General features: G+C 56.7%; 16 protein-coding genes. 5 read left to right on the forward strand and 11 right to left on the reverse strand.

Annotated features, from left to right (window positions below):
- Positions 1-128 precede the first annotated feature (128 nt).
- Both serS and ACIRQ6_RS09075 read left to right on the forward strand, forming a co-directional pair.
- Entirely contained in the window at positions 129-1,421 is a 1,293-nt protein-coding gene (serS, locus tag ACIRQ6_RS09070) for a serine--tRNA ligase (protein WP_420863804.1), read from the forward strand.
- A complete protein-coding gene (locus ACIRQ6_RS09075) occupies positions 1,418-2,119 on the forward strand; it encodes a hypothetical protein (protein WP_420863805.1) in 702 nt (233 codons plus the stop codon). Before serS ends, ACIRQ6_RS09075 begins: the two co-directional genes overlap by 4 nt.
- A gap of 130 nt (positions 2,120-2,249) precedes the next feature.
- On the opposite strand, the gene der is transcribed toward ACIRQ6_RS09075, so the two are convergent.
- From der to ACIRQ6_RS09090, 3 genes are all read right to left on the reverse strand, one after another.
- Positions 2,250-3,722 carry a ribosome biogenesis GTPase Der gene (gene der, locus ACIRQ6_RS09080; protein ID WP_420863806.1) on the reverse strand — a complete coding sequence of 491 codons (1,473 nt, stop codon included), beginning with the start codon at positions 3,720-3,722 and terminating at the stop codon, positions 2,250-2,252.
- Positions 3,723-3,770: 48 nt separating this feature from the next.
- Complete coding sequence (locus ACIRQ6_RS09085) at positions 3,771-5,105, reverse strand: PQQ-binding-like beta-propeller repeat protein (protein WP_420863807.1); 1,335 nt, start codon at positions 5,103-5,105, stop codon at positions 3,771-3,773.
- A 107-nt stretch (positions 5,106-5,212) separates the two neighbouring features.
- The gene (locus tag ACIRQ6_RS09090) at positions 5,213-5,866 is read right to left on the reverse strand and encodes a hypothetical protein (protein WP_420863808.1); all 654 of its coding nucleotides are present in this window, start codon (positions 5,864-5,866) and stop codon (positions 5,213-5,215) included.
- A gap of 307 nt (positions 5,867-6,173) precedes the next feature.
- Between ACIRQ6_RS09090 and ACIRQ6_RS09095 the strand changes: the two genes are divergently transcribed.
- Both ACIRQ6_RS09095 and ACIRQ6_RS09100 read left to right on the forward strand, forming a co-directional pair.
- Entirely contained in the window at positions 6,174-7,427 is a 1,254-nt protein-coding gene (locus tag ACIRQ6_RS09095; RefSeq protein WP_420863809.1) for an efflux RND transporter periplasmic adaptor subunit, read from the forward strand.
- A complete protein-coding gene (locus ACIRQ6_RS09100) occupies positions 7,427-11,137 on the forward strand; it encodes an efflux RND transporter permease subunit (RefSeq protein ID WP_420863810.1) in 3,711 nt (1,236 codons plus the stop codon). The genes ACIRQ6_RS09095 and ACIRQ6_RS09100 overlap by 1 nt, the downstream gene beginning before the upstream one ends.
- A gap of 19 nt (positions 11,138-11,156) precedes the next feature.
- On the opposite strand, the gene ACIRQ6_RS09105 is transcribed toward ACIRQ6_RS09100, so the two are convergent.
- The 3 genes from ACIRQ6_RS09105 to ACIRQ6_RS09115 all read right to left on the reverse strand — a co-directional run bounded on the left by ACIRQ6_RS09105 (position 11,157) and on the right by ACIRQ6_RS09115 (position 16,933).
- Positions 11,157-13,196: a DEAD/DEAH box helicase gene (locus ACIRQ6_RS09105; RefSeq protein ID WP_420863811.1), complete on the reverse strand. Its 2,040-nt coding sequence runs from the start codon at positions 13,194-13,196 to the stop codon at positions 11,157-11,159.
- A gap of 249 nt (positions 13,197-13,445) precedes the next feature.
- The gene (locus ACIRQ6_RS09110; RefSeq protein ID WP_420863812.1) at positions 13,446-15,278 is read right to left on the reverse strand and encodes an ABCB family ABC transporter ATP-binding protein/permease; all 1,833 of its coding nucleotides are present in this window, start codon (positions 15,276-15,278) and stop codon (positions 13,446-13,448) included.
- A gap of 80 nt (positions 15,279-15,358) precedes the next feature.
- A complete protein-coding gene (locus ACIRQ6_RS09115; protein ID WP_420863813.1) occupies positions 15,359-16,933 on the reverse strand; it encodes a LysM peptidoglycan-binding domain-containing protein in 1,575 nt (524 codons plus the stop codon).
- 98 nt (positions 16,934-17,031) lie between these two features.
- Between ACIRQ6_RS09115 and ACIRQ6_RS09120 the strand changes: the two genes are divergently transcribed.
- Positions 17,032-17,595: a TIGR00730 family Rossman fold protein gene (locus tag ACIRQ6_RS09120; protein WP_420863814.1), complete on the forward strand. Its 564-nt coding sequence runs from the start codon at positions 17,032-17,034 to the stop codon at positions 17,593-17,595.
- Here the strand turns inward: ACIRQ6_RS09120 and rarD are convergent.
- From rarD to ACIRQ6_RS09145, 5 genes are all read right to left on the reverse strand, one after another.
- Positions 17,538-18,467 (reverse strand): EamA family transporter RarD, encoded by a 930-nt coding sequence (rarD, locus tag ACIRQ6_RS09125; RefSeq protein WP_420863815.1) that lies wholly within the window; start codon positions 18,465-18,467, stop codon positions 17,538-17,540. The two genes, ACIRQ6_RS09120 and rarD, sit on opposite strands and share 58 nt — an antisense overlap.
- A gap of 92 nt (positions 18,468-18,559) precedes the next feature.
- Positions 18,560-19,159, reverse strand: a complete 600-nt coding sequence (locus tag ACIRQ6_RS09130) for a superoxide dismutase (protein ID WP_420863816.1) — start codon at positions 19,157-19,159, stop codon at positions 18,560-18,562.
- A gap of 77 nt (positions 19,160-19,236) precedes the next feature.
- A complete protein-coding gene (locus tag ACIRQ6_RS09135) occupies positions 19,237-19,806 on the reverse strand; it encodes a sarcosine oxidase subunit gamma (RefSeq protein ID WP_420863817.1) in 570 nt (189 codons plus the stop codon).
- Positions 19,799-22,810: a sarcosine oxidase subunit alpha family protein gene (locus tag ACIRQ6_RS09140; RefSeq protein ID WP_420863818.1), complete on the reverse strand. Its 3,012-nt coding sequence runs from the start codon at positions 22,808-22,810 to the stop codon at positions 19,799-19,801. Before ACIRQ6_RS09140 ends, ACIRQ6_RS09135 begins: the two co-directional genes overlap by 8 nt.
- Position 22,811: 1 nt before the next feature.
- The gene (locus ACIRQ6_RS09145) at positions 22,812-23,132 is read right to left on the reverse strand and encodes a sarcosine oxidase subunit delta (protein ID WP_420863819.1); all 321 of its coding nucleotides are present in this window, start codon (positions 23,130-23,132) and stop codon (positions 22,812-22,814) included.
- Positions 23,133-23,135 lie beyond the last annotated feature (3 nt).

Below are 23,135 nucleotides of genomic sequence, written 5' to 3' on the forward strand. Positions count from 1 at the left end.
ACTTGCCACCACAGCCAAGCGCAATGGGCGCAAAGGCTGCCAAAGGCGTAAAAATTGGCAGTTTTCAAATGCGTGCTGCTGAGGCATATGGGGGCCACGTTTCTAGAGATCAATCAGGAGGACACACAATGCATGATATTCGTGCAATTCGCGAGACCCCAGACGCCTTTGATGCCGCTATGGCACGACGCGGGCTGTCGGGTCTGTCCTCTGAAATCTTGGCTCTGGACGAAGCGCGTCGTGGCTGCATCCAAAAAGCGGAAGAGGCAAAAGCAGAGGCTAACAAAGCCTCCAAAGAGGTCGGTGCCGCCAAAGGACGTGGTGACGAGGCCGAATTTGAACGTCTGCGTGCCCTTGTGGCCGCCAAAAAGGATGAAATCGCGGGCCTGAATGATTTGGCCAAAGCCAAAGATGCAGAGCTGACCGATTTACTTATGGGATTGCCCAATATTGTGCATGACGACGTGCCAGACGGTGCGGATGAAGCAGACAATGTCGAAGTGAGGCGGTGGGGCACGCCGCGCGATTTGGATTTTGATCCCGTTGAGCACTACGAACTGCCCTCGGTCGCACCTGCAATGGATTTTGAAACCGCAGCGCGGTTGTCCGGCAGTCGCTTTGTGGTCTTGTCTGGCACTGTCGCCCGTTTGCACCGTGCTTTGGCCCAGTTCATGATGGACACTCATGTGGACAAAAACGGCCTGACCGAAACGTGGACCCCTGTCTTGGTGCGCGACGAAATGATGTATGGCACGGGCCAATTGCCAAAGTTTGGCGAAGACAGCTATCGCACCACTGATGGTTGGTGGCTTGTGCCCACAGCAGAAGTGACATTGACCAATATCGTCAATGGTATGACCGTTGAGGCCGATTATTTGCCGCGGCGCTATGTGGCGCACACCCAGTGTTTCCGGTCCGAGGCCGGCAGTGCCGGTCGCGACACTGCTGGTATGTTGCGCCAACACCAGTTCGAAAAGGTCGAAATGGTCAGCGTTGTGCACCCGGATGCCTCCGAGGACGAACAGGCTCGCATGACCCGCTGTGCCGAGGGTATTTTAGAAGCGCTTGAGCTGCCGTATCGCACCGTTAATCTATGTACAGGCGATATCGGCTTTGGCGCCAAGCGGACCTACGACATCGAAGTGTGGTTGCCCGGTCAAAACCAGTATCGCGAAATTTCTAGCGTCTCGACCTGTGGCGACTTTCAGGCCCGTCGCATGAACGCACGATTTAAGCCTGCCGACGGCGGCAAGCCTGCGTTCTTGCACACCCTGAACGGGTCGGGCTTGGCCGTGGGGCGTGCGTTGATTGCGGTGTTGGAAAACGGACAGCAGGCCGATGGCAGCGTCGATTTACCAGCGGTCTTGCATCCTTATTTGGGTGGCAAGTCCCGTCTGGCCCGCGACGGTAGCCTGCAATGAAGGCGATCCTGACGCTGATTGTTACAGTCGCGTTTGTCCTGTCGCCGCTTCTCAGTGGTCCGTTCTCGGGCTTTCGGCCAGATCAGTTGCCGATTGCCCAGATCAACCCACCGGTTGAACCCGAGGGTTACGCCTTTGCGATCTGGGGTCTGATCTATGTGTGGTTGCTGGTCAGCGCGTGTTACGGGCTGGCCAAACGTCGCGATGATCCGGCATGGGACCGGGTCCGCCCCGGGCTGATCCTGAGCATTGCCGTCGGTGCCACGTGGATCCCGATTGCCCAAACCGACGCGGTCGCAGCCACATTTTTGATATTTGTGATGCTGATCGCCGCATTGGTAGCCCTTTACCGTTGCCCCAAGACGGACCGCGCATGGCTGCAAATACCTGTGGCGCTTTATGCGGGGTGGTTGACCGCTGCGGCTTGCGTGTCTTTGGGGACCATTGGTGCGGGTTATGGCCTGTTCTTTGGTCAAACCGGTTGGGCTGTTATCGGGATATTTATTGCGTTGAACATTGGGTTACTGGTGCTCACAACGCGCGTGCAGGCCCCGGAATATGCAATAGCTTTGGTCTGGGCTCTGATTGGGATTGTGGTTGCCAACCAGTTCATGAACCCCGTGGTGTCGATCCTCAGCGTGCTGGGCATTATGCTGGTCAGCATCAAAGCTATTGGGAACCTACGCACCGAGAGCTAGGCCGAGCGTTTTATTGCAAGGGTGGTCGATCTGACCATCGGCGCCTGCGGCGAGCGGGTTCAGGGGGCGTTGCCCCCTCGCGGCAAAGCGCTCACCCCCAAGAGTTTTTGCAAAGCGACGTTCAGGCACGTTAGCCTTTGAGTTTGTTGCCCGTGTGTTTTCGCAGCCGGGACGGCGTGCTTTTCTTCTTGTTTTTGTAGGGGTTTTTATCGGCCTGACTGCGCATGGTCAGACGGATGGGTGTCCCGGGCATGTCAAAGTCCTCACGCAGACCGTTGACCAGATAGCGCGAGTAGCTTTCGGGTAATTTTTCCGGGTTTGAACACATCACAACAAAGCCCGGTGGACGGGTTTTGACCTGCGTCATGTAGCGCAGTTTTATCCGGCGGCCTGAGGGTGCGGGGGGCGGATGGGCCTCCATCATCGCAGTGAGCCAATTGTTCAAACGCGCGGTACTGACGCGGCGGTTCCAGACCTCGTGAGCCTTCTCAATTGCGCCACGCAGCCGGTCCAATCCGCGACCGGTTTTGGCCGAGACCGTCACCAAAGGTGCACCACGAAGCTGCGGCAATAGCCGTTCAAAACTTTCGCGCAACTCTTTCATTTTGATCTGTTTTTCGTCTTCCAGATCCCATTTATTCACTGCGACCACCACAGCGCGTCCCTCGCGTTCGGCTAGATCAGCGATCCGCAGGTCCTGCTGTTCAAACGGAATCCCCACATCAAGCAAGACAACCACAACTTCAGCGAATTTAACTGCACGCACACCGTCAGACACAGACATCTTTTCGACTTTGTCTTGGACTTTGGCCCGTTTGCGCATGCCAGCGGTGTCAAACATTCGCATGGGCAAGCCGTCCCAATCCATACGAACTGAAATAGCGTCCCGTGTAATGCCGGCCTCTGGGCCAGTGAGCAGACGATCTTCGCCGATGATTTTGTTGATCAGTGTGGATTTGCCTGCATTTGGGCGCCCTACGACTGCCACTTGCAATGGTTTAGCATGTGTCGGCGGCCGGTAGGCGTCAGGATCCACGTCATCGTCAGTCTGAGGCACTTCGACGTCCACCTCGACTTCCGTATCGGCCAAAGCCGCCGCTGCTTCGAACTGATCGGCCAGCGGCATCAGCACCTCGTAAAGGTCTTCCATGCCTTCGCCATGTTCCGCAGACAGCCGCAGAGGTTCACCCAATCCCAGCGAATAGGCATCCAAAACGCCAACTTCACCAGCTTTGCCTTCGGCCTTGTTACAGCCAAGAATCACATGGGTCGCGCGTTTGCGCAGAATTTCGGCAAAGATCATGTCGGCAGGCAGGATACCTGCCCTTGCATCGACCATGAACAAACAAACGTCAGCCATATCCACGGCCCGTTCGGTCAAGCGGCGCATGCGCCCTTGCAGGCTTTCGTCTGTAGCCTCTTCCAGACCAGCCGTATCGATGACCGTAAACCGCAGATCGGCCAGCCGCGCCTCACCTTCTCGCAAATCGCGAGTAACGCCCGGTTGGTCATCGACCAACGCCAGCCGTTTGCCCACCAAACGGTTGAACAGCGTGGACTTGCCCACGTTAGGGCGGCCCACAATGGCAAGGGTAAAGCTCATGATTCCGGCTCCGAAGCGATCAAGAGGCTGCTTTAGCCCCTTTTGGGCCTAACGGAAAGCGTGCAATTGGCCTTTGGCGCTGACAACATACATCGTGCCGCCCACAACCACAGGGTTGCTGCTGGCCCCGCCGTTGATCTCAAGGCTGCCGGTGCCCTGCCCTGTAACCGGATCAAAACTGCGGATCAGGCCATCATTGCTGGCAACCCACAACCTGCCGCCCGCCAAAACTGGGCCATAATGGGAAAACACCGCTTTGCGCCGACGGGGATTGTCTTTGGTGAAATACGGTAGCGCCGTGCCCCAGACCCGCTCGCCTGTCGCGGAATCCAAGCGGACCAATTCACCTTGCTCTGAAACTAAAAACAGAGCGTTATCGACCGGCCATACAGGCGAATACGCGCCCTCTGTGGCCGTCCAAATGCGATCACCTGTATCCACGCTAAGTTTGACAACACGACCCGATTGGTTGGCGGCATAGACGTCCCGCCCCGAGATCACAGGCTCGCCCGTGATATCGCTAAAGGCTGCATAGGCGCGGCCACGGCGCTCGCCCAGAACATTGGTCGTCCAGCGGCGCACCCCTCCTTGCCGGAAGGTCGCCATGACCTCGCCCGAGCCAAAAGCAAAGATCGCCAGATCATCATTTACAGCGGGGCCGGAGCCCCCGACAATGTTGGAAATCGACGGTGTGCCCGGGACTTGCCATTTGACGCGCCCATCCGCGGCATCAATGGCCCAAGCGACGCTGTCAGCAGAAATGACATAGACCAAACCATCAACGACAGTTGGCGCCCCAGTTGCCGGCGCATCCAACCGTTGAACCCAAGCCACTCGCCCCGTTGCTGCATCAAGCGCCTGAAGTTCGCCAAAGGCCGTGGTCACATATAAAACCCCGCCATCGATGGCCAAACCGCCACCCGATCCATCGTCGGATTTATCAGAGGCAGGCGTCAGGTCACGGGACCACACTGGTGCACCGGATGTTGTGTGGGCGCTGACCAAGGCGTTAGAATCAAGTGTAAACACGCGCCCATCCGCGACGACCGGATCTGCTGTAATGCGATGTTTGCGACTGTTGCCATCGCCGATTTTCACCGAGAATGCTGCTGCAGGTGCGGCTGAAAACGCCAAATGCGGGCTGGCGTGCTGGGCGTTGCCATTGCGGTGGGTCCATTCAGACAGCGCAATAGCTGCAGGCAATGTCAAAGCCGTATCAGGTGCTGTTACTTCGGCCTCGTCTGTTGCCAGTTCTGTGGCGTCTGCCGTTGGCAGCTCTGCACGCAGATCAAAGCGTTCCCCTTCAAGGATGACCTCTTGGCGTCCACATGCGGCCAAAACGACAAGGCCCGAGACTATTATGCACTGTGTCCAGGTATTCACTGCTCACCCTTCCTTTATTCCACCCCTATCGCCGCTTTATATCAGCAAGTCGATCAAAAGGCGTCATCCCTTTTTCCTGCGTCACGGCATGGCCGCATACAGGGTTCTTAACTTGGATCCAAGGACCCACCCAAGGCCACAATCAACTGAGACGCGCGTCGGCGCAAGCCTCCTGTGACTTCACCGTCTGCGAGGATTTGCTGCAAACGCTCTATGGCCGGGTCTGTTTGACCCTCTTCGATGTCCAAAAGGGCCAGCTGTTCCTCGGCCAACAACCGGTAGGCACTGCCGGGGGCCGCCAAGGCAACATAGCCCGCGCGACGGGTTTCCAGATCAGCGGTTTCGGCCTGCAGTGCCAATTTCTTGAGCTGCGCCAAATCACGATAGAGCGGTTCAACCTCTGCGTTTTGTGCCACGATATCATACAGCGCTACGGCCTCGTCTGTGCGATCGGCCTGTGACAGCTCTGCTGCGCGCAACAATTGCACCACAACCATGCCCTCATTGTCGGATTGAACTTCGGCTAGGCTGGTGATCCGTGTTTGCGGATCTTCGGCGTTCATTGCTGCCAGAACCGCATCGCCCAAATCCTGCGCCTGAGAGGCCGCCACGGATTTACGATATTCATTATAAGAGGCCCCGCCGACCAGCAAAATGACCAGAGCGGCGACGATCCAGCCATAGCGGCGCATTGCCGCATAAAGTTTGTCGCGGCGAACTTCTTCGCTGACTTCTTCGATAAAGCTTTCTGTTTCAGACACCTGAGGCGATCCCTTTATTCCATTGGCGTTCTTTTAGGGCTTACCGTCAAAAACTTGCGCCTTACATACGCAACATCCCACCCGAATGCCAAGCCATTAGACACCCAAGTTCGGCGTAAAGCGGCGTATTTCGATCACAGTGGCGCGGGTTAGCGATATTTTCCTTGCTCAAGCAGGGATAAAATTTTATTTTGAACCGATTGGTTTAGTAATGCGTAAGTAGTGGTAACTGTGTAAAACGACCCTACTTAATTATAGTGTCCGCCCTCCCTCCGGATCACTTGGCTGTATAGACGAAAGGCCCGGTATGAAATTCTTTCCCGTGATCACAGCTATTTTGGTGTCTGCGTTTTTGTATGTTTTGGTGTTCGAGCGTGAGGCACTGATGGCCTTTGCCGCTGGTGGCGAACAGGACGGCGACTACGCCAGTGACATTGAACCGGCCAAAGATCCTGTGGGCGTCGTTGCCTTGGCCAGTCAGGCCCAAACGATTGATAGCGCCGTGTTGGTGCGGGGCCAAACCCAAGCATCACGTCAGGTTCTGGTACGGGCCGAAACCTCCGGTTTGGTGATTTCAGAACCGCTTCGCGCAGGCGCCTATATCGAGGCCGACACGCTGCTGTGTCATTTGGACGAAGGCACCCGCGCCTCATCTCTGGCTGAGGCGCGTGCGCGTCTGGCCGAAGCCAAGGCTAACATGCCCAGTGCTCAGGCCCGTGTTCCAGAGGCCCGCGCCTTGCTGCGCGGCGCACAGGCCCGATTGGAAGAGGCCCTGATCAACGATCGCGCCGCATCTGCGCTGAAAAAAGACGGTTTTGCCTCGACCACCCGCGTGGCAGCCACGACTGCCGCCGTAGAAGCGGCTTTGGCCGCTGTTGAGACTGCTGAAGCAGGTATTCAAAGCGCTGAAGGCGGGATCGAAAGCGCCCTTGCAAGCGTGCAATCGGCCGAGGCTGCCGTAGCAACTGTCGAGCGCGATATTAGCAAATTGGAAATCCGCGCGCCGTTTGCTGGCCTGTTGGAAACGGATACAGCCGAACTTGGCAGCCTGCTGCAACCGGGCAGTGAATGTGCCATTATTTTGCAGCTGGATCCGATCAAATTGGTGGGATTTGTCCCTGAAACCGAAGTTGACAAAATTGCAGTTGGCTCTGTTGGGGCGGCCCGTCTGGCAACCGGCGGCACGATGCAGGGGCGTGTGAGCTTTCTGTCACGCTCGGCCGATGCACTTACCCGGACATTCCGCGTTGAGTTTGAAGTGCCAAACCCCGATTACGCCATCCGTGATGGCCAAACTGTTGAGATGCAGATTGCCTCGGACGGCGCAGAGGCGCATTTGTTGCCGGGCTCTGCCCTGACATTGAACGACGAAGGTGCCTTGGGTGTGCGCGTCGTGGACGAAGCCCAAACCGCACAGTTCCGCCCCGTTGAACTGGTGCGTGACACACGCGAAGGCGTTTGGGTCAAAGGACTTGATGCCGCTGCAGACGTGATTGTTGTAGGCCAAGAATACGTCACAGACGGTGTTCCCGTCAAAGTCACCTACCGGGAGGCAAACTGATGACTGGTCTTGTTGATTGGGCCGCCAGCCGTGCGCGGATGGTTCTGGCCTTTATTATCCTGTCACTCGTCGCAGGCGCCGGGGCCTATTTGGTCCTGCCCAAAGAGGGCGAACCGGATATTGAAATCCCTGCCCTCTTTGTATCGGTCCCTTTCCCAGGCATTTCCGCAACCGACAGTGAGAAACTGCTGGTCAAACCGATGGAAACCGAACTGAGCGATCTGGACGGTCTAAAAACCATCTCTGGCACGGCGGCGGAAAACTACGCTGGTGTGGCGCTTGAGTTTGAATTTGGTTGGGACAAGACCAAAATCATGGCCGATGTGCGCGATGCCATGAACACGGCTGAGGCTAGCTTCCCTGCAGGTGCGGATAAATATTCGATCAACGAGATCAACTTTTCCGAATTCCCAATCATCATTGTAAACCTCACAGGCGCCTTGCCAGAACGCACTCTGGTGCAAATCGCCAAGGATCTACAAGACCGGATCGAGGGGCTAGATGCCGTCCTAGAGGCCGCATTGGCTGGCCAAAGGGACGAGATGCTGGAGGTCGTGATCGATCCTTTGCGCCTTGAGGCCTACAATGTCACTGCCGGTGAATTGATCAATGTGGTCGCCAATAACAACCTGCTGGTCGCAGCAGGCGAAGTGGAACAAGGCGGCAGCAGCTTTGGCGTGAAAATCCCCTCCTCCTTTGATGAGCCGCGCGATGTCTATGACCTGCCGGTAAAGACCAATGGCGATCGCGTGATCACTTTGGGTGATCTGACGGACATCCGCCTGACGTTTGAGGACCGCGAAGGAACGGCGCGATTTAACGGCGAAAACACCGTCGCGTTGCAAGTGGTCAAGCGCAAAGGTTTCAACCTGATCGACACCTCTGCCGAGGTCAAAAAGATCGTCGAAGAAACCAAAGCCAGCTGGCCGCAAGACTTGCAAAACGCCATCACAGTGGGCACATCCAATGACCAATCCCGCGTGGTTAATTCCATGGTCAGCCAGCTTGAGGGCTCGGTCCTGACGGCTATTGCCCTAGTGATGATCGTGGTCCTTGCGGCTTTGGGCATGCGGCCTGCACTGCTGGTGGGTTTTGCGATCCCAACATCATTTTTGCTGTGTTTTGTGCTGCTGGCGATCATGGGGATCACTGTTTCAAACATCGTGATGTTTGGACTTATCTTGGCCGTAGGGATGCTGGTGGACGGAGCTATTGTGGTCGTCGAATACGCCGATAAACGCATCCAAGAAGGCTCGGGGCCAATGCAGGCCTACACTGAAGCCGCCAAGCGGATGTTCTGGCCTATCGTCAGCTCGACCGCGACGACACTTTGCGCGTTCTTGCCCATGCTGTTTTGGCCCGGCGTCCCGGGACAGTTTATGGGCATGTTGCCCGTTACGCTGATTTTCGTGCTGTCCGCCTCGCTGGTTGTGGCCCTGATCTACCTGCCCGTCATGGGCGGTGTCACTGGACGCGTCAGCCGCGCATTCGCGGATATGTCGGTCTGGCTGCGTGGCACGCTGCCGTGGCTTGTGCGTGTGGTTTTGTTGGCCCCCGCCCTGTTGTTGACCTTTGGCGGCGCGATGCAAACCCTCAACCCGCAATATATTCTCCCGCCTGAGGCCCCAGGTGCCGCAGCACTTGCGGCTGGTGCTGGGATGTTCCTGCTGGGAACCTTTGCCCTGTCTGTGGTGATGGGATCGGTGACATATCAACGCAAAGCAAAACGTGTGCGCGGACAACGCAAGCGGACCCTTTTTGGTCACTTCATCAAGTTCATCGCAGGCAACCCGGTTATGCCTTTGGTGTCGATCGCCGCTGTTATCGGCTTTGTGATGGTCACCTTCACCACCTTTGGCGAAAACAACAATGGCGTTGAATTCTTTGTGGAATCCGAGCCAGAGCAAGCCATCGTTTACGTTCGCGCCCGCGGCAACCTGTCGTTGGATGAAAAAGACGAACTGGTCAAACAAGTCGAAGCCGTCGTTTTGGCCCACCCGGGTATTCAAACGGCGTTTGCCTTTGCCGGCGAAGGTGGGTTGAACAGCAACACAGGCGGCGCCGAAGGCCCGCGCGACACCATTGGTCAGGTCCAGCTTGAGACCATCCCATGGGAAGAACGCGCCGACTTTGCCGCCAGCCGCGAAGATGTCACTCTGGAACAGCTTGATGGCGATGTCGTTATCGAAGAATTGACTACGCAACTGGCCGAAATTCCCGGCATCAGAACCGAAATTCTGAACCTGTCGCGGGGTCCTGCCTCGGCCAAGCCTGTGCATTTGCGGATCAAAGGCGAGGATCTGGATATCTTGGCTGAAGCCACAACGCTGGCCCGTGCCGAGTTCGAGCGCGTTGGCGCCCTCACCCTGATCGAAGACACATTGCCCCTGCCCGGCATCGATTGGGAAATCAAAGTCGACGTGGAAAAAGCCGGTCGGTTTGGGGCCGATGTGGCCACTGTTGGGGCTATGGTCCAATTGGTCACGCGGGGTATTTTGCTAGACACCATGCGCGTAGACAGCTCCGATGAAGAGATCGACATTCGGGTGCGTCTGCCCGAACAGGACCGCGTCCTAAGCACCTTGGATGACCTTAAAGTGCGCACAGCGGACGGCCTTGTGCCCTTGGCCAACTTCATCACGCGAACACCTGTGAAAAAGCTAGGCCAAATCGACCGCGTCGATCAAAAACGCTACTTTGACGTGAAGGCCGATGTTCTTCCAGAGTTGACCAAAGAAGTCGAAGCAGACGACGGATCTGTCACCGAAGTGCCCATCACCCCCGCCGAACGGATCGAGACGCTCACTGCTTGGTTGGACACCAACCCATTCCCTGCAGGTGTGGATTGGGAATGGACTGGCGACCAAGAGGACCAAGCTGAATCCGGCGAATTCCTGTCGAAGGCTTTCATGGGCGCATTGGGTCTGATGTTCATCATCCTGCTCGCGCAATTCAACAGCATCTATAACTCGGTGCTGGTTTTGCTGGCGGTGGTCTTGTCCACCACAGGCGTTTTGATCGGGATGTTGGTTATGGACCAAGCCTTCTCAATCATCATGACAGGCACAGGCATTGTGGCTTTGGCGGGGATTGTGGTGAACAACAACATTGTTCTGATCGATACCTACCAAGAATATAGCCGCTACATGCCACGGATCGAGGCCATCGTGCGCACTGCCGAAGACCGCATTCGCCCTGTTTTGCTAACGACTATTACCACCATGGCAGGCCTTGCGCCGATGATGTTTGGCTTGTCATTGGATTTCTTCTTTGGCGGCTACACCATCGACAGTCCAACAGCACTTTGGTGGAAACAGCTGGCAACAGCCGTGGTCTTTGGCCTTGGGATTGCGACGGTTCTGACCCTTGTGTTTACACCGTCGATGCTGGCTTTACGCGTTTGGGTGACGACCTATGTGACGTGGATCGGGCGCGCGCTTAGCCGTATGGGTGCCCGCCGTGGCAGCAAAATTGCGCAAGATTGGGCCCTTGCCCGTCAAGCACGCAAGGTCAAATCACCGCTGATCGTCTGGGTTGACGATGCAATTGCTGAAACAGACAGCCAACCTGAACCCGAGGTCCACGAGGACATCCAAGACGACATCGCAGCCGCAAAGGCCAAGCTGAAACAGGCGCAGGCGAAAATTGATCAATCGCTGGGCGACGATCCCAAGATCCCGCCACAATCGCCAGTTCAGGCTGCAGAATAGCCTGAAGCGGCAGCCACTGCTATTTGCGACGGGGCGGCGCTGTGCCGCCCTTTTGCGTGGCCACTGCAGCCGCTCTACGCGCTTTGTTCTTTTTTGAGTTCGGCTTACCCACAGCGGGCGCACGTCCTGCTGGGGCTTTGGCACCAGCCTTGCCCGACGCCTTATGGCGCGGCTTACGGACCTTTTCGGTCACGACACCTTCGGGGCGTGTGTCTTCAGGACGCGTCTTTTTCTTAAACGGCGGCTTTTTCGCTGCAGGCTTTGCGCCATCAGCGGCTGGACCTTTGTTATAGGGCGCTTTGGCTTTTGCCGGCGCTTTGCCAGCATAAGCCGGCTTATCCCCATAGTCCGACTTATCTTTGTAGGCCGGTTTATCTTTGTAAGCAGGCTTTTCTTTGTAGCTAGGCTTGTCTTTGTAGCTGGACTTGCCGTGACCCCCGCTGCCCTTTGGACGTGGCGAGGGTTTGCCACCGCCGCCCAAATCCGGCGCTTTGGCCAAGCGCGTGATGCGCACGCCAGGCTCTACTTCGGTCCCTTCCGGGACGCGCCCGACGAAGCCATCCACAGCAGACTGACGGATTTCAACATAGGATTGATCCTGCTGCACCCGAATGGCCCCCAGGTCGTTTTTGTCGATGCCACCAGCCTTACACAACATCGGCAAAAGGCGACGCGGTTCGGCCCCGGTGTCGCGCCCACCGGTCAGCGCAAACCACGTGCTTGGGCCAAAATTCTCGCGTGGGGGGCGTTTGGTGTCAGAGGCGTTTATCGCACTCAATTCTTCGGGCGCTGTGTGCCGCTCTTGATAGAGCCGCAAATAGGCCGCTGCGATTTGTTCCGGCGTGAATTGATCCAAAAGGCCTGCCACCATCGGCGCCTCGTCTTCGCCAATTTCAGTGCTCCAGGCCTCATCGGCCAACATGCGCGCATGATCTTTCTCGCGCACGGCTTCCGCCGAGGGTGCGACCTGCCATTCCGCCGTCAATTTCGCCCAACCCAACAGTCGCTGAGCCTTCTTGCGCACCTGTGGCGACACGATCAGACAACTGACGCCTTTGCGTCCCGCCCGCCCCGTACGCCCAGACCGGTGCAACAGCGTTTCTTGGTTCGACGGCAATTCCGCATGCACAACCAGATCCAACTTAGGCAAATCGATGCCCCGGGCAGCAACATCCGTGGCCACACAGACCCGCGCACGCCCGTCCCGCATTGCCTGCAAAGCATGGGTCCGCTCTGATTGCGATAGCTCGCCAGACAAGGACACAACCGACAGCCCACGATTGGACAACCGCGTGGTCAGACGGTTGACCATGGCGCGCGTGTTGGCAAACACAAGGGCCGTAGGCGCTTCATAGTAACGCAACACGTTGATGATCGCATTTTCGCCATCGCGACTGCCGACCTCATAAGCCAGATACGTGATATCCGAATGCGCCTCAGCTTTGGAGATCGTGTTGATCCGCTGTGCATCGCGCTGGTATTTTTGCGCAAGGCCTGCGATGGATTTTGGAACCGTGGCCGAAAACAGCAAGGTTCTGCGGTCTTCTGGACAGGCGGCTAGAATGAATTCCAGATCCTCGCGAAACCCGAGGTCCAGCATCTCATCGGCCTCGTCCAAGACAACAGCGCGCAATGCGCTGAGATCAATGATCCCACGGGCGACGTAGTCGCGCAAACGACCCGGTGTTGCCACTACAATATGGGCCCCGCGTTCCAGCGCACGCCGTTCCTCGCGCATGTCCATTCCGCCCACACAGGAGGCAAGCCGCACCTTAGCCTGCGCATAAAGCCAAGCCAGCTCACGTTTGACCTGCATCGCCAACTCGCGGGTGGGGGCAATCACAAGGGCAAGTGGGCTTTGTGCGTGTTCAAACACATCCGCATCGCCCAACAGAGTTTGCGCAATGGCCAATCCAAAGCCAACAGTCTTGCCCGACCCGGTTTGGGCTGAGACCAGCAAATCCGCCTGCTCCAATGCAGGATCCGTCACAGCCTCCTGAACAGGGGTCAGCGTTTCATATCCACGATCAGCAAGCGCGGCGGTTAAAGTCTGTTTCACGAGGGAGGGCTTTCAAAGCGAGAGTAAAGCACGGGCTTTAAAGGCTTGGTGCGCCAAAGTATAGCCCATCGCCACAGTTTTTTGCTATGTGAAAATATCCCACGGGACGGACGCGCAGGCCACAGGGGCAACTCACGGGAGCAAGTCACGGGGGCAGGTCATGAGGGGCAGCGCCCCTTTTACAAAAAACAGGGCCGCGCCAGCGGCCCCGCCCGCTCCCGCAGGGGCCGATCTTCAGATCGTTCCACCCTATCCAGCCAGCGCTGCGCCCTCTTCCGAACTTTGACGGTGCCACATGGCCGCATACCGCCCGTCTTGCGACAACAGCGCATCATGGCGTCCGCGCTCGACAATCACACCGCCCTCCAGAACGATGATTTCATCTGCATCAACGATCGTCGACAAACGGTGCGCAATCGTCAGAACAGTGCGCCCTTGGCCCAGGCCTTGCAGGCTTTCTTGAATGTCCGCTTCGGTTTGGCTGTCCAAGGCCGATGTGGCTTCATCCAAAAGTAAAATCGGCGGATCCTTGAGCAAGGTCCTGGCGATCCCCACTCGTTGTTTTTCACCGCCCGACAGCTTGAGCCCGCGTTCGCCCACTTTGGTCTCATAGCCTTCGGGCAAGGACATCACAAAATCATGGATTTTGGCGGCTTTTGCCGCGGCTTCTACATCGCTCCGGCTGGCTTGTGGGCGACCGTAGGCAATGTTGTAATAAACAGTGTCGTTGAACAGCACCGTATCTTGTGGGACGACCCCGATTTGATCGTGCAAACTGGCCTGAGTCACATCGCGCAGATCTTTGCCATCAATCGTCAAAGCACCACCAGTGACATCGTAAAACCGGAACAAAAGCCGCCCAATGGTCGACTTCCCCGATCCAGACGGGCCAACAATCGCGATGGTTTGCCCTGCTTCAACGTCCAGCGAAACCCCTTTCAGGATCGGACGCGCTGGATCATAGGCAAAGTGCACGTCCCGCAAGGACACAGCCGCATGATCAATCTTCAATGCAGGGGCACCGGGTTTGTCCGTGACTTCGGCAGGTTGTTCCAACAGATCAAACATCTCGCCCATATCCACCAAAGCCTGACGAATTTCGCGGTACACAGTCCCAAGAAAATTCAACGGCATGGTGATCTGGATCATATACGCGTTGACCATAACAAAATCCCCGACGGTCAACGCGCCGTTTTGCACGCCTATGGCGGCCATCACCATCACGATCACCAAACCGCCCGTGATCAAGATAGACTGACCAAAGTTCAGAAATGCGAGGGAATAAGACGTTTTCAGGGCTGCCTGTTCATAGCCTGCCATGGCCACGTCATAGCGGTCAGCCTCACGTTGCTCGGCTCCAAAATACTTGACCGTTTCAAAGTTCAGCAGGCTATCGATGGCCTTTTGGTTGGCATCGGTGTCTTGATCGTTCATCTCTTTGCGAATTTTGACCCGCCATTCGGTCACAGTGAACGTAAACCACACATAAAGCGCAATTGTGCCCACAACCACGGCCAAATACCACACATCAAAGACCAGCGCCAAAATCACCGCGATCATCAAGAGTTCCAAAACCAAGGGCCCAATCGAAAACAAAAGGAACCGTAGCAGGAACTCGACGCCTTTGACGCCGCGCTCGATAATCCGACTGAGGCCCCCGGTTTTGCGCGTGATATGATAGCGCATCGAGAGCCTGTGGATGTGGGTAAAAGTCTCCAGCGCCAGTTGTCGCAACGCACGCTGGCCGACGCTGGCAAAGATCACATCGCGCAACTGTTGAAAGCCCACATTCATCAACCGCGCAAATCCGTAGGCCACAGTCAGCCCAACAGCCCCTGCCCCCAAGGTCCACGCCGCATCAGAGGCATCACCGGCCAAGGCGTCCACTGCGGCCTTGTAGAAAAATGGGGTCAGCACTGCGATCAGTTTGGCTAAGAACAAAACCGCCAAAGCCCCCACAACGCGCCGTTTGACCCAAGGGTGCTCCTCGGGCCAAAGATAGGGCACGACGCGGCGGATTGTGCGCCAACCGCTGATCTGATCGTCATTCAAATTAGAGGCTGTTTTGGTCAATTGGCGCATCTGCACTCCACATCATCATCGGGTGCCACAGATAGGGCGTGCAAGGTCGGCAAACCAGTGCAAAGTCGCATTTCCTGAAATTATTGAGGAACCGTAAACACTTGGCCGGGGAAAATAAGGTCCGGGTCACGGATCCGGTCACGATTGGCCTCAAACACACGGACAAACTGCATGCCATCCCCATACCGTTCTTCTGCGATGGCCCACAGCGTGGCACCGGGCTGAACGGTTTTGAGGGCAATCTGGGATTGGTTTGATTGGGACTGAGCGGCTTGCACCACTTCAGGCGCTTCACGTTTGAACGGGGTTTCAACGCGGCTGGTTACCGTACCGGCGGCGTCCACTTGGTCAATCCGCAAGGTATATGTCCCCGCATCTACGTCGGGCAAATTGATCGCCCAATCGCCGCTGGGACCGACCGGGGCGGTTTCCAGCGCCTGATTGTTGATATAGGCACGCACATAGCCCTGTCCCACAGCACGGCCTGACAATTGCACATCTCCCGTGGCATCATAGCCAATGGCATCCAAGGCCACGTTAGACAAAACCTCAGGTGCTGCATCTTCAGGCACAGCGGGTTGGACGACTTTTACCCCATCCGCTGTGCTTTTTAGAACTGCGGTGACCGGTGCGACTGTTACGTCTACCTCGGGGGCCACAGACTGATCCAACGGCCTTGGCGTGACAACCTGGGCGACAGCCGCATCGGCTTGGGCCACATCTTCAACGACTGCGGGGGCGACCTCGACCATAGGTTCTGGCGTACTTTCGGCTTCGGCAGTTTGTGTGACAGCGTTTTGGGGCACAATAGGCTCAACAGCGTCAATCACCGGCTCGATCACGTCCTGAACCGCCTCAGCAACCTGCGTTTGTTCAGGTTCCGGTGCTTCATCTTCGGCTATATCCGAGGCATCTGGCTTGGGTTGTGGGGCCTCAACTTCGGTGGACTCTACTACAAGCCCATCATCTTTGCCGTTGGGAACGTCTTCAACTTGCGGGGTCGGAACCACTTCGGCCACGACTTCTGGCGTAATAGGCTCGGCAGCTTGCTCAACCCCACTTTCAGGGGCCGCGGGGTCCTCAACTTCGGCTTCAGCCACAACGGCTGGGGTCAGAACGGGGGCAAGGATCAGCGTATCCTCTGCCATCAACTTTGTTCCGTCCCCGGTCTCCATCGACAGCCCCAAGACACGCGCAGACGTGCTGGCAGCGATGTCTAGAAACACCACGAAATTCGCGTCACCACCAGCCGTTGTGCGGCCAATTTCAGCGTCATCCAACAAAACCGTCACTTCTGCAAATGGGGCCGCTTTACCTGCAACCAAGGTGCTGCCGTTGGTCTCGACCCGCACGACGTCAAAGGATGGGCCCGTTAACGCCTCAGGTCCCGTTGTTTCTAGGGCACCCTCTGGCTCAACCTCTGCCACAACAGGCTCTAGGGCCATAGGTTCTGAAACAGCAGGCTCAGCACTCGTTGGTTCGGGCGCATCTGTCTTGGCCTCAACTGGCTGGGGCTGAACCAAAGCTGCTTTTTCAACAGCCGCGTCGACAGCCGCTGCGCGATCAAAGGCAGATTGACTGTAGGCCACCCAACCGACCACGGTTGCCACCGCTACGACCCCGGCCGACCAATAAAAAATGGGCTGTCCCTGCATTTAATGTGCTCCCCCAAGCGCATGCGCCTCTGCAGCGCTTGGCACACAGTATCAAGCCCTCTATCAAGGGTCAAAAGACCTTTGCCCGGAGACCCCTTATGCCTGCCATTGCCCCCTCAATCTGTGTCTTTTGTGGCTCACGCTTTGGCGCAAACCCGCAATATAAACGTGACGCCTTTGGCCTGGGCCAACAAATCGCCCAAGAAAGCTGGCGTTTGGTTTACGGCGCGGGCGATGTAGGCCTGATGGGCGCGGTTGCTGAGGGCTGTCAGTCCGCTGGGGGCGAGACGTTTGGCGTGATCCCAGTGCATCTGTTTGACCGCGAGGTTGGTAAAAAGGATCTAACCAGTTTTGTCGTCACCGAGAATATGCACGAGCGCAAAAAAGTGATGTTCATGAATTGTGATGCCGTGGTCATGCTGCCCGGTGGTGCCGGATCTCTGGACGAATTCTTCGAAGTGCTCACATGGCGGCAATTGGGCCTGCACAGCAAACCGATAATCGTGATCAATTCCGGTGGCTATTGGGACAAGCTGCGTGAGCTTTTGGACCATATCGTGGCCGACGGGTTTGCCGATGCCAGCCTGCTGGATTTTGTCGAGGTTTATCCCACTACCGACACCGCCATCGCCGCTTTGCGCGCGCGCCTTTCTGCGGCATAACCGGACACCGAATATAGGGTGACCGCAATCCATATCAGGCCAAACGCCAAAGCGTGCCAGCCCGTGAATGCCTCGCCAAAGATCAAAACGGCGCAACCAAACTGCAAGGTTGGATTGAGATACTGTACGACACCGATCGTCGACAAGGCTACGCGCCTCGCAGAATAGCTAAACAGGATCAGTGGGATAGCCGTCATTGGACCAGCCAGCATTAGCAGCACCAAGGTGCGCCAATCCATCGACCAAACAGCAGGCGCGCGACCACCTTCCTGCCACCACTCCAAGGACAGGCCCAGCAACCAAAGCACCGCAAAAGGTGCCAGCAGCAACACCTCAGCGGTGACAGAAACCACGGGGCCAAGGGTCACGAATTTCTTGAGTACGCTGTAGGCGCCAAACGTCGTGGCCAACACCAAAGCAATCCACGGCGGGATCCCAAGGCCAAAGCTGAGGGTAGCCACCGCAAGTGCCGCCAGCCCCACGCACAGCTTTTGCATCCGTGACAACTGTTCGCCGAACAGCAGCCACCCCAAGACCACGGCCACCAGCGGAAAGATATAGTAGCCCAAGCTGCTTTCTACGACCCGCCCGATTTGAACCGAGACGATAAAGAGCAACCAGTTACAGGCGATCATCACACTGGCGCACAGTAGGATCAGCATGGTCTTTGCATCAGCAAAGCACCCTCTCAAGTCTGACAGACGGCCTTGTACCGCCAGCACGCCTGTAAACAGAACCACCGACCAAATGGTGCGATGGGCGAACACTTCACCTGCTGGCACATGGGCTACCAAGGCATAAAACAGCGGCGACAGGCCCCAAACCACACAGGCAATAACAATCGCAATAATGCCTTTGAGTTGATCGGTCATAGGGTCTGCAATGCCTGTGCCAACAGTTCGGGTCAAACAAAAACGGCGCGCCTTAGCAGCACGCCGTTCTAATCCATTGCCTGTTGCAGCGCTTACATACGCGAGGCAACATTCTCCCAGTTGACCAAGTTATCAAGGAAGTTGGTCAGGTACTTTGGACGCGCGTTGCGGAAATCGATGTAATAGGAATGTTCCCAAACATCGCAGCCCAGCAAAGTGGTTTGACCAAAGCATAAAGGGTTCACGCCATTTTCCGTTTTGGTCACTTTCAGGCCACCGTCAGAATCTTTGACCAACCATGCCCAGCCCGATCCGAACTGGCCTGCGCCAGCAGCGGAAAACTGGGATTTAAATTCATCAACGCTGCCAAAGCTGTCTTTAATCGCAGCTTCCAGTTCGGAAGGCATGGACGATTTGCCCGGACCCATCATTTCCCAAAACTGGTTATGGTTCCACAATTGGCTGATGTTGTTGAAGATGCCGTTTTGGGCCACAGCTGAGGCGTCATAGGTGCCGACGATGATCTCTTCGAGGGTTTTTCCAGCCCATTCCGTGCCTTCAATCGCCTTGTTGCCATTGGTGACATAAGCGTTGTGGTGCAAGTCGTGGTGGTATTCCAATGTCTCTTTCGACATGCCGTTGTCGGCCAGTGCGTCGTGTGCATATGGAAGATCGGGAAGTTCAAAAGCCATGTGTCAGCCCCTCGTTTTACGGTTGTGTGGTCTGCGACTTAACTGAGCGCCTTAAGATGCCGCGTCAAGCCCAGTTGTTACGAAAAGTAACCCACATCTGCGTTTGGGTCGGCGGCGGCTTTGAGCAAATCGAACATATATTGGGCCACGGACCGGAAACAAATCAGCTCGACCTGAGTGTCTGAGCGGAACCAGAACGCCGCGGGCACTTGGGCAAATCGCGTCCGCTTCATCGCAAGAACCGGACAGGCCTCGGGGGACATATCGGTAGGTGTCAGCTTGGCCAGTACATCGCGCAGTTTGTCGCCTTGCAGGATAAAGACCGCACGCGCATCAGAGACATTGGCAATCAAATGATGGGACGTGCCAAGGGTGTTTTCCATCTTGGCCATGTCTGCGGCCACTTCGCCGTAGGGCGCTGTGATCAGCAATTCATCCGGCGACATCCAGCAAATCGCACGCTCATCGACGCAGCGCGCCTCGCCCATTCCAGGCATGTCCACACCTGCCACACCAGTGGCTGCGTTTTTGACTTTGATGTCGCTTAGATCACCGCGCAGCGTAATCATGCCACGCAATCCGGCCTCTTGGATATGAATGAGGCCCTCATAACTGGCACCATTCAATGGGCTTTGCAGGTTAGACATTTTGCTTTGCCCCTTCTTTGTCAAAGAACACTGGATCGACGATACGCGCGAACATTGAGGTGCCATCTAGCATCGGAAACTCGATCCGCTCGCCCATACGGTCAGGTCCATTGTGGACCAACCCCATGGCAATTCCGCGATCCAAGGTCGGCGAATAATAGGTCGAGGTGACGCGCCCAATTGTGTTGCGCTGACCATTATCGTTCGTGCCCTCGCCCACCGCATAGGCCCCGTCAGGGATCACTTTGCCATCGACCGACTCGAGGCCCACCAACTGCCAACGGTCTGGATTGTCCATAAAACTGCGCGCTTGTGCGCGTTTGCCCAGATAATCCTCTTTCTTTTTCGAGATCGCCCAATGCAGTCCCAGATCCTGCGGGATCACGGTGCCGTCGGTCTCGTCCCCGATCATGATAAAGCCCTTTTCGGCGCGCATCACATGCAGCCCTTCTGTGCCGTAAGGCGTGATACCAAACTCTGCCCCAGCATCTAGCAACGCATCCCAGAACGCGCGACCTTGGGAGGCAGGAACAGCAATTTCATAGCTCAGCTCACCCGAGAAACTGATCCGGTAGGCGCGACAGTCAAAGCCGCCAATTTGCCCATCGGCCCAACTCATAAACGGCAGTGCCTCTTTCGAGACATCCATGCCGCCCAGTTTCTCTAGCAGCTTGCGCCCGTTTGGCCCCACAACAGCGATCTGTGCATATTGTTCGGTCACATTGGCTGTGTAGACCTGCCAGTCCCACCATTCGGTTTGCAGCCATTCTTCCATATGCCCATGGATACGGTCCGCCCCACCGGTCGTCGTGTGGCAAAGGTACGTATCCTCGGAAATTCGCGCCACAACGCCGTCATCGCTAAGGAACCCGTTTTCCGAACACATCAGCCCGTAGCGACAGCGCCCCACCTTCAAGGTGCTCATCATATTGGTATAGAGCATGTCGAGGAATTTGCCCGCATCAGGCCCTTTGACGATGATCTTGCCAAGGGTCGAGGCATCCAACAGGCCAAGACTGCCGCGTGTCGCATTAATCTCGCGGGTGACGGCCTCTGCGTGGCTTTCACCGTTTTGCGGGTAGCAATAGGGCCTGCGCCAGTGGCCGACAGGTTCAAAGAACGCGTTTTGCTCTTCGTGCCAGCTGTGGATCGGCGTGCGGCGCAGTGGCTGAAAAATCTCGTCGCGCGCTTCACCAGCGATAGAGGCCATCGAAATTGGCGTGTATGGCGGGCGGAACGTGGTGGTGCCCACTTGCGGAATATCCGCGCCAAGCGCATCCGAAAGTACGGCCAATCCGTTGATATTGCTCAACTTACCCTGATCTGTAGCCATACCCAGCGTGGTGTAGCGTTTGGTATGCTCCACACTCTCATAGCCTTCTTGGGCAGCCAATTGCACGTCAGTGACTTTCACATCGTTTTGGAAATCCAGCCAAGTTTTGGCCCGCAGATCCTTGTTCGCCCCTTGCGGCATCGACCAAACTGGCAACATCGGCGCCTCGAGCACATCTTGCGCGGTTGAGGCTTTGGATTTGGCGATTTTCACACCTAAAGCAGCCAATGCTTCCATCGCCGTGTCATGCCCATCTGCCAGAACTGCACCGAGGCCGAGGTGACCATTGGCGATGCCTGCAACCTTGACCATACCCTCGCCAGACGCACCCGTTGGGGCGGCCTCAGGGTTTGGTTTGAAAAACGCATTTACCGGATCCCACAGCAATTTGCCGCCGCAATGGGACCATAGATGCACCACAGGCGACCAGCCCCCGGACATGGCTACTGCATCGCAGTCAATCGTCTCGATCACTGTGCCTTCACCGGCTTGGGAACACACCGCCACGCCAGTGACACGCTTGCCGCCCAGCACTTTGGACACAGCTTGGCCCATGCGCACGGGGATGCCCAATTCCTTGGCTTTGGCAATCAACGCGCTGTCAGGTGTTGCGCGTGGATCAAGGATCGCGGGCACGTCTAATCCTGCTTCTTTCATCACAATCGCTGTCCGGTAACCATCGTCGTTGTTGGTCACAACCACAGTACGATCCCCCACGGAGACACCGTAGTTCACCGCATAATCGCGCACAGCCGAGGCCAGCATGACCCCTGGAACATCGTTGCCTGCAAAGGACAAAGGCCGCTCGATCGCGCCAGTGGCAGTAATGGTTTGTTTGGCGCGGACACGCCACAGACGGTGCCGTGGGCCCGGCTGATCCGGCGCGTGATCTGTCAAGCGCTCATAGCCCAAGACATACCCATGATCGTAGACGCCTGCACCCATACAGCGGCTTCGCAAGGTGACATTTGGCATATTTTCAAGGGCTTGAAGGGCGTTTTTAATCCACACCTCGGCACCGACCCCGTCAATCTCGCCGCCATCAACAGGTGTGCGACCGCCCCAATGGGCCTCTTGTTCCAGAAGCAAAACTTTAACGCCAGCGGCCCCTGCGGTCAGAGCCGCTTGAAGACCCGCAACGCCCCCACCGATGATCAATACATCCACGTGGGCATAGAAATGCTCATAGGTATCCTGATCGCGTTGATCCGGCGCGCGGCCAAGGCCTGCGGATTGCCGGATAAACGGCTCATAGACATGCTTCCACAAAGGACGCGGATGGATGAACATCTTGTAATAAAAACCAGCCGGCAGGAAGCGCCCGAGTTTGCTGTTCACAGCCCCCACATCAAATTCAAGGCTGGGCCAATGGTTCTGCGATTTAGCCTTTAGGCCGTCGTAAAGCCATGTCGTTGTGGCCCGCGCGTTGGGTTCAAAGTCAGCGCCTTCGCCCAAATTCATCAAGGCGTTGGGTTCTTCTGCGCCGGACGCCACAATACCACGAGGCCGGTGATATTTGAACGACCGCCCTACCAGCATCTGATCATTGGCCAGCAATGCCGAGGCCAGCGTGTCGCCCGCCAAACCCTTCATAAAGGCGCCATTAAAGCGGAATTTCATCTGGGCGGATCGGTCGATCAAACGCCCCATATTGGCCAAACGTGCGCTCATATCACAGGCCCTCCCAATCGGGCCGCTTGGCCTTAATTGCGTCGATCACCTCTTTGGGTGGCTCTGTGGTTTGCGCACTGTAGGTGCCAAAAACTTCCAAAGTCTGCGTATCACGTACCGCATGGAACCACTTGCCACAGCCATAAACATGCCTCCAGCGTTCGAAATGCACCCCGCGGGTGTTCTTGCGCATGAACAAATAGCCCTCAAAATCCTCATCGGAGGCATCCGGACCAAAGCGCGTCAGATGCGCCTCGCCATCGCCATGCAACTCGGTTTCATCAGCTTGCACACCGCAATAGGGGCATTTGAGGGTCAGCATGTC

This window comes from Algirhabdus cladophorae (assembly GCF_044772865.1).
In the GTDB taxonomy this organism is placed as follows: Bacteria; Pseudomonadota; Alphaproteobacteria; order Rhodobacterales; family Rhodobacteraceae; genus Algirhabdus; species Algirhabdus cladophorae.

Excerpts from the sequence above, each read along its gene's own strand:
- ACIRQ6_RS09100 (WP_420863810.1), top strand. The coding sequence starts at position 7,427 with ATGACTGGTCTTGTTGATTGGGCCGCCAGCCGTGCGCGGATGGTTCTG.
- ACIRQ6_RS09140 (WP_420863818.1), bottom strand. The coding sequence starts at position 22,810 with ATGAGCGCACGTTTGGCCAATATGGGGCGTTTGATCGACCGATCCGCC.
- ACIRQ6_RS09130 (WP_420863816.1), bottom strand. The coding sequence starts at position 19,159 with ATGGCTTTTGAACTTCCCGATCTTCCATATGCACACGACGCACTGGCC.
- der (WP_420863806.1), bottom strand. The coding sequence starts at position 3,722 with ATGAGCTTTACCCTTGCCATTGTGGGCCGCCCTAACGTGGGCAAGTCC.
- ACIRQ6_RS09115 (WP_420863813.1), bottom strand. The coding sequence starts at position 16,933 with ATGCAGGGACAGCCCATTTTTTATTGGTCGGCCGGGGTCGTAGCGGTG.
- ACIRQ6_RS09110 (WP_420863812.1), bottom strand. The coding sequence starts at position 15,278 with ATGCGCCAATTGACCAAAACAGCCTCTAATTTGAATGACGATCAGATC.
- ACIRQ6_RS09095 (WP_420863809.1), top strand. The coding sequence starts at position 6,174 with ATGAAATTCTTTCCCGTGATCACAGCTATTTTGGTGTCTGCGTTTTTG.
- ACIRQ6_RS09120 (WP_420863814.1), top strand. The coding sequence starts at position 17,032 with ATGCCTGCCATTGCCCCCTCAATCTGTGTCTTTTGTGGCTCACGCTTT.
- ACIRQ6_RS09145 (WP_420863819.1), bottom strand. The coding sequence starts at position 23,132 with ATGCTGACCCTCAAATGCCCCTATTGCGGTGTGCAAGCTGATGAAACC.
- ACIRQ6_RS09075 (WP_420863805.1), top strand. The coding sequence starts at position 1,418 with ATGAAGGCGATCCTGACGCTGATTGTTACAGTCGCGTTTGTCCTGTCG.
- serS (WP_420863804.1), top strand. The coding sequence starts at position 129 with ATGCATGATATTCGTGCAATTCGCGAGACCCCAGACGCCTTTGATGCC.
- ACIRQ6_RS09135 (WP_420863817.1), bottom strand. The coding sequence starts at position 19,806 with ATGTCTAACCTGCAAAGCCCATTGAATGGTGCCAGTTATGAGGGCCTC.
- rarD (WP_420863815.1), bottom strand. The coding sequence starts at position 18,467 with ATGACCGATCAACTCAAAGGCATTATTGCGATTGTTATTGCCTGTGTG.